This window comes from uncultured Parasphingorhabdus sp., assembly GCF_963975735.1.
Lineage (GTDB): Bacteria > Pseudomonadota > Alphaproteobacteria > Sphingomonadales > Sphingomonadaceae > Parasphingorhabdus.
The window spans coordinates 45,874-52,599 of the sequence record NZ_CAXBIA010000017.1; the positions used below are offsets into that span (position 1 = coordinate 45,874).

Consider the following 6,726-nt stretch of genomic DNA (forward strand, 5'->3'; position numbering starts at 1 on the left):
ATGAAAAAACGCCGCCTGGGCCGAAGCCCGATTTATGTATCCGAGATCTGCATGGGGACGATGACCTTCGGCAGCAGCGCCGACGAGGCGATGTCGCACAGGATCATGGATGAATCGGTCGAAGCGGGGATCAACTTCTTCGATACCGCAGAAAATTATCCGGTGCCGCCGAAGCGTGAATGGGCAGGGGAGACCGAGAATATTGTCGGCCGCTGGATGAAGGGCAAGGATCGCGACAGTCTGATCATCGCCACCAAGGTTTCCGGTCCAAGCCACGGCTGGATTGAATCAGCACAGCGCGCCGGTATGACCGCGATGGATCGACACAATATCGTCAAGGCGCTCGACGACAGTCTCAAGCGGCTCCAGACCGACTATATCGACCTTTACCAGACCCACTGGCCCGATCATGGCACTGCCTATGACGAAACGATGGAAGTGCTCGACGAGGAAATCCGCAAGGGCAAGATCCGAGCGATCGGCTGTTCCAACGAAACCAGCTGGGGCCTGATGAAATCGCTCGAGGCTTCAGAGCGGCTGGGTGTCACCCGCTATTGCACAATCCAGAATAATTTCAGCATGAACAACCGTCGGTTCGAGGATGAACTGGCGCAGGTCTGCCGGCAGGAAGGGGTCAGCCTGATCCCTTATTCGCCGCTCGCCGGCGGGGCCCTGTCGGGCAAATATAATGATGGCGCGACGCCAGAGGGGGCGCGTTTCTCTGCCTATCTTAATCTGGGTGGCCGCCAGAAGAAAATGGCGGAACGGTTCGTCAATCCCAAGTCGGAGGAATCGACCAAGCGGTTCATGGCGATTGCCGAAGAACTGGGCGTTGCCCCGGTGACGCTGGCAACCGCATGGTCGAAACAGCATGATTTTGTCGCTTCGACCATTGTCGGTGCAACCCACACTGATCAACTTCCCGAGATTTTTGCCGCTACCGATCTGGTGCTCAGCGACGAGATGATGAAACGGATTTACAAGATCAGTCGGGAAATCATGTACCCGATGGGTTGATTCACGAGGTTTGAATGACGAGGTTAAGACTGCCAAACAGATTGTCGATGAAACGGTGACCGGTTTTTTCGGGATTACCGCAAGATTGGGGGCACTCGCGGCCACCACAAATTTCTAGAAACACAAGAGAGAGAGGAATTTCCAATGAGTCAATTTCCCGACGCAAAGCAACTGTTCACCACCGTCACGGAGGATGGCAAATCGATATTGTCGATCGAGCCGTATGAAGTGCCGGAATTGAAGGACCATGAAGTCGTCGTTCAAATGGAAGCGGTTCCGATCAACCCATCCGATCTCGGCTTGCTGACCGCAGCCGCCAATATGGACACCGTCCGCAGCGAAACCGTCGACGGCCATCCGGCGCTGGTTGCCGATGTGGAGCCTGCGATGCAGCCATTCTTCAAGGGGCGCGCCGGCAAGAAACTGGCCGCCGGCAATGAAGGCGCGGGCACTGTGGTTGCAGCCGGTTCATCCGACGCGGCGCAGGCACTGATGGGCAAGGTCGTGACGATCGTCGGTGGCGAAATGTATCGCACCCATCGCGTGATGCCCGCCATGATGTGCGTCCCGCTGCCCGAAGGCGCACCGGCCAAGGAAGGTGCTTCGCTGTTCGTCAACCCGATGACCGCGCAGGGCTTCCTCAACACGATGCGGGCCGAAGGCCATGAAGCTTTGGTGCATACCGCGGCAGCATCCAACCTCGGCCAGATGCTCGCCAAGCTCTGCCTCAAGGAAGGCGTGCCACTGGTCGCGATCGTTCGCTCCGATGCCCAGAAGAAAATCCTCACCGATATCGGCCTGACCCATGTGATCGACAGCACCAAAGGCGACTTCATGGACCAGCTGATCGCTGCCCTGGCTGAAACCGGCGCGACGCTCGGCTTTGATGCGATCGGTGGTGGCAAGATGGCCAGCTATATCCTGACCGCGATGGAAAAAGCAGCAGCCGTGCGCGGCGCGGAATTCAGCGTCTATGGTTCGACCGTCAACAAGCAGGTCTATATCTATGGCCGTCTCGACACCGGCGAAACCATCCTCGGCGGCGGTCTCGGCCTCTACTGGGGCGTTGGCGGCTGGTTGCTGACCCCGCATCTCGAAAAGGTCGGCGGCGAACGGATGATGGAAATGCGCATGTATACCGTCGCCGAACGCAACGGCATTTTCCACAGCGACTATTCCAGCGAGATCAGCCTGATGGACATGATCGATCCGGACATCGCCAAGGGCTATGACAAGAAGGCAACCGGCGAGAAGGTGCTGGTTAATCCTGCGCTCTGATAATCGGCTTAAAAAATGTTACGCATTGATGGAGTGATTACATTGATCGTTAGCAGCTTGTTGCTGACAAGCTGCGCTTGGCTGAATGATCGAGAAAAGGTCTCGGTATTGAAGGCCTTTGACCTGCGTCATGAAGTTGAGCCGGGATCAAACATTCACTCCATCAAGCTGACGCTTGAAATTGATCGCGATGACCTGAAGAAAATCGGCAGCAGATCGCTTATGGTTCAATCAGTGAATTGTGAAAACTCTGATTTGAAGGCGATGTACAGAAGACCCTATGGATTTAACGTCAATCCAGTGTCGGATGGAGATAAGTCAAACTTAGTTGATTTTTCTCTACTTGAGACAAGTGTGCCAACCCAAATTGAATCCGTAATGGCCAAGATCGAGGATAACGGTTGTGCCTTTGTTTTCGTACAAAGAGGATATGGATTAACTGAGTATTATTCTGATCCATTCGAGGTCGAGTTTGAAAGCATAGAAGCTTTGTCACCCCGGACATGATCCTGGGGCCGGAGCGGCAATGCGCCATTTTGGTGCTTGCCGCTCGGGGTCCTGAAAAGAGTTCAGGATGACGATTCCCTCTCCCTTGAGGGAGTTTGGCGCTGCTGTAGGTAAACTATGCTCCCATCGGAGCTGGGTGAGGGCGCGCTGCCGGTTGGTTTGTACGTTCAACCACCACCCGAGCACCCTCATCCAACTGCGGCTAACCAGCAGAGCTGGCAAGCCTTCGTATCCTTCTCCCTTAAGGGAGAAGGCAGTTCATCCGAATAGCATCGCGATTCGGGATGTGATCAGACGCCAGAACAGCTTCGGCCCGAACGTCCGGTAACTTGGCACATCGTCGGGCAGGGGCATGCTCGACTGTCGAAACTGGGTCTGGGTGCGCATTTCGACCGGCGGGATATCGCCCGCGAAGCGCTTTGCATAAGCCGAGGTCCAGTGACCTTTTGAAAATTTCAGATACATCGCCGTGTTGCAGCAGGACGCGACCATGCGCCGGGTCGGGGCATCGGGTGCATTCTGAAAGGCTTTCAGCCGGTCAGCGCCTGCAACACAAGAAAACCGGTCGTCGCGATAGGTCAGATAATGGGTCCCGCCATCCTCTTCGGTAACCCTGGCTGCACTGTCCAGCGCCTCGAGCATTGCCGCGCCCGCCTGACAGTCATTGCAATAGCAGACACCGCTCAGAATCGGGCGCCCGACAGCCTGAAAGCGGACTTTCCCACATTGGCAGGTGGAGATGAGGGGTGCGTTAGCCATATCGCGGAGATTAGCGCATCGGCAGCAGCTCGTCATCCCGGATCGAGCCCGGGGTGACGGGCGGCAATGCATCACAGTAGTGCTTGCCGTTCCGGGTCCTGAAACGAGTTCAGGATGAGAGTATTTAACTAAAGTTCTATGATCAAACAACAAAAACATATATAAACATCCACACAGAGCCTACACAGATACGGCAAATCAATGACTTAGCCCGCCGATCTGCACGGATTCTGCACAGTGGAGGATGCGATGGCGTTTATCACCGATAAGGAAGAACTCAAACCCGGACTTATAATCTTCCGGCGAGGCGATGTTGCGCATCGCAATTTCTACTGCCGGATAAAGCTGCCGAAAGACGACCGCTACAAGACCATTGCATTGGGGACACCCGACCGGGATGCCGCGCGCGACCGCGCTTTTGACCACGACGCCGATGTTCGCTTTCGGCTCAAGCATGACGTGCCGGTTTTCAACCGGCCCTTTCGCCAAGTTGCGGAGGAATTTATCGCCGTGCAGCAACGCCGCGCCGATACTGGCGAGATTTCCGCTGCGCGTGTCAAAAATCTCAAAAATGTACTGCTGGGTGCGCTGGACCGCTATGTCGGCAGCACACAGATCCATTTGATTGGGCAAGACCGCTGGGCTGGTTATCCGACATGGCGGCGCGAGAATGGTAAAGGCCGCCATCGCGCCCAGATCAGCGATGCCACCATCGACTTCGAAATGGGCGCGTTCAATGCGGCCATGAACTTTGCCATTCGCAAACGCTACGTCCCCGCAAACCAGCGTTTCGAGGGCAAGCCAAAGCTCAAAACGATGCGCCGCGATGAATTCACGCTGGAAGAGTATCGCAAGCTGCATACTGCGGGGCGCGCTTGGATCAAGAAAGCCACGACTGCGCCCGGAACGTGGGCGCGCACGATGTGCTACAATTTCATGCTTATCATGTGCAACACCGGTATGCGTCCGCCCGAGGCCAAGAATCTACGCTGGCGTGATATCATGCCTGCCAAGGATCGTGACGGCAAAGAAATCATCGTTCTTTTCGTCCAAGGCAAAGCCAAATCACGCAAGCTGGTCGCACCCAAGAGTGTGGGCGATTATCTTGATCGCATCCGCGCGATCTCGAAAGCCACGCTGCCCGATGATCCAGTATTCACCATTATCAGCGGAAAACCTGCCAAATATCTGTTTGAAGACGCCGTTGAAAAACTGCTGACCCACGCGGAACTCAAAATCGGACCGAACGGGACACCGCGTTCAACCTATTGTTTCCGTCACACCTATGCCACCTTCCGCCTTAGCGAAGGTGTCGATGTTTATATCCTTGCCGAGCAGATGGGAACTTCGGTCAAGATGATCGAGCAACATTATGGTCATGTGAATACCATCAAACATGCCGACCGCGTGTTACAGGGAATGAGCGGATGGGAACCGATGATGACCGATCTTGCTGACAGTGACAGCACGGCCAAAGCGTCGGCGGGTGCAAAGGCGCGGCTCGCGGCTAAACCTGCTCGCCGGACGAGAAAGCCACGGGAGTAATCATTCGCCTCATATGAGTTTTCATAAAAACAGCGTCGGGCTGCGATGTGCAGCGTGGCCTCCTTGTTACCGGTCGCCGACTTGCCGCTGGCATTCTTGGTCGAGTGAAACCGGTTGGCTTGGTTGGCGGATCAATAGCCCATCGAGCTTCGATGCGGCCCGTCATGCAAGCCCTTCCGCCTGAGTCTCCGATGCGCCGCTGGCGCTTTTGATCGGGACACAGGCCAAGCAGATTTGGGAATTAGGTGAGCCGAGCCTCGGTTCACCCCCAATTCTGCGCTCTACTGCGTTCCGTTTCGCTTCGCCGCTGGCTAGTTGAAAGCGGAACGGGACGTGGCCTCTATCAACCGTTGGCCAAATGGCCTCGACACTTTACCGGTTACTTTTGGCCTCAAGATCAAGACGAAACAACTGCTTAGACCGAAAATTGGCCTTAGAGTACGGCTCGGATGTCTATCTGATTCTCCGTCCTACTTCGCGATCATTTGATTGGTAGAAATCCAAATATGTTGCTAGATTTCTGATTTAAACGAGCAAAGCACCTCCAAGAAGGCAAGAAATGATTATTCCAGATAATGAAACCGAAGTTGACTATCTTTATTATGAAGCGATTTCGAATACGATTATTGAGACGATAGAGCAGGCTGGACAATCACCAGTAACTATAGGGGTTCACGGTGATTGGGGAGCAGGTAAGTCAAGCGTCCTCAAAATGATCGAATCAAAATACGGGACTGACGATGACACATTGTGTGTCCATTTTAATGGATGGTTGTTTCAAGGATTTGAAGAAACAAAAACTGTCCTTATTGAGTCGATCATTGCTGAACTTGTCCAGCAGAAAAAAACATCTCAGGCGGTAAAGGACAAAGCGGCAGAACTCCTTAGCAGGGTCAATTGGCTTAAACTGGCAAAGAAGGGTGGCGGATTAGCATTTACCGCAATGACCGGCATCCCAAGCATTGATCAGGCAAAGGATTTGATTTCTGGCCTAAAAGGCTTGATCGGCCAGTCTCAAAATATTGAAAGTTCAGATATTGAATCGCTTGTCGAGGGTGCGAGCGGTATGCTTAGTCCTGCCAAGGCAGAAACCATCCCCGATCAGATTCATGCATTCCGTGTTGAGTTCGCCGAACTACTCAAAATTGCAAAGGTGGAGCGTCTCGTCGTTGTCGTTGATGATCTCGACAGATGTCTTCCAGAAACGGCGATTGAAACGCTCGAAGCGATTAGGTTGTTTCTATTTGTCCCCGGCTCTGCATTTGTGGTTGCGGCCGACGAAGCCATGATCGAATATGCCGTGCGAAAGCACTTCCCGGACCTGCCACTATCTACAGGCCCCGCATCTTACGCTCGCAATTATCTCGAAAAACTTATTCAAGTTCCATTCCGTTTGCCGCCTCTGGGGTCTGTGGAAACCCGAACATATATAACACTTTTACTTGTCAGTCAGACGCTCAATCATAGCGACGACAAATTCACCAAATTGATCGAACTCACACGAAATGTATTACGACGTCCATGGGGCGGAGAGGGTTTCAATCGAGAGTCCATCAAAGAGTCCCTAGGCGAGATACCGCCAGAAGTTGAATCGGCACTTCAGCTCGCCGATCAGATAGC

The 6,726-nt window shown here is 53.9% G+C and carries 6 protein-coding genes; 5 read left to right on the forward strand and 1 reads right to left on the reverse strand.

The features are described 5' to 3' along the window. The 3 genes from AACZ86_RS14545 to AACZ86_RS14555 all read left to right on the forward strand — a co-directional run bounded on the left by AACZ86_RS14545 (position 1) and on the right by AACZ86_RS14555 (position 2,802). Positions 1-1,017 carry an aldo/keto reductase gene (locus AACZ86_RS14545; RefSeq protein ID WP_339693735.1) on the forward strand — a complete coding sequence of 339 codons (1,017 nt, stop codon included), beginning with the start codon at positions 1-3 and terminating at the stop codon, positions 1,015-1,017. Between the two features lie 144 nt (positions 1,018-1,161). Then, entirely contained in the window at positions 1,162-2,295 is a 1,134-nt protein-coding gene (locus AACZ86_RS14550; protein WP_339693737.1) for an NADH oxidase, read from the forward strand. A gap of 15 nt (positions 2,296-2,310) precedes the next feature. Continuing rightward, positions 2,311-2,802: a hypothetical protein gene (locus tag AACZ86_RS14555; RefSeq protein ID WP_339693739.1), complete on the forward strand. Its 492-nt coding sequence runs from the start codon at positions 2,311-2,313 to the stop codon at positions 2,800-2,802. A gap of 258 nt (positions 2,803-3,060) precedes the next feature. On the opposite strand, the gene AACZ86_RS14560 is transcribed toward AACZ86_RS14555, so the two are convergent. Continuing rightward, positions 3,061-3,561 carry a DUF6151 family protein gene (locus AACZ86_RS14560; protein WP_339693740.1) on the reverse strand — a complete coding sequence of 167 codons (501 nt, stop codon included), beginning with the start codon at positions 3,559-3,561 and terminating at the stop codon, positions 3,061-3,063. Positions 3,562-3,810: 249 nt separating this feature from the next. Here AACZ86_RS14560 and AACZ86_RS14565 point away from each other — a divergent pair, with 249 nt between their 5' ends. Beyond that, entirely contained in the window at positions 3,811-5,106 is a 1,296-nt protein-coding gene (locus tag AACZ86_RS14565; RefSeq protein ID WP_339693742.1) for a site-specific integrase, read from the forward strand. Between the two features lie 559 nt (positions 5,107-5,665). Further along, positions 5,666-6,726, forward strand: a 1,061-nt coding sequence (locus AACZ86_RS14570) for a P-loop NTPase fold protein (protein ID WP_339693743.1), incomplete at its 3' end; no start/stop codon positions are given.

Excerpts from the sequence above, each read along its gene's own strand:
- AACZ86_RS14545 (WP_339693735.1), top strand. The coding sequence starts at position 1 with ATGAAAAAACGCCGCCTGGGCCGAAGCCCGATTTATGTATCCGAGATC.
- AACZ86_RS14560 (WP_339693740.1), bottom strand. The coding sequence starts at position 3,561 with ATGGCTAACGCACCCCTCATCTCCACCTGCCAATGTGGGAAAGTCCGC.
- AACZ86_RS14565 (WP_339693742.1), top strand. The coding sequence starts at position 3,811 with ATGGCGTTTATCACCGATAAGGAAGAACTCAAACCCGGACTTATAATC.
- AACZ86_RS14550 (WP_339693737.1), top strand. The coding sequence starts at position 1,162 with ATGAGTCAATTTCCCGACGCAAAGCAACTGTTCACCACCGTCACGGAG.
- AACZ86_RS14555 (WP_339693739.1), top strand. The coding sequence starts at position 2,311 with ATGTTACGCATTGATGGAGTGATTACATTGATCGTTAGCAGCTTGTTG.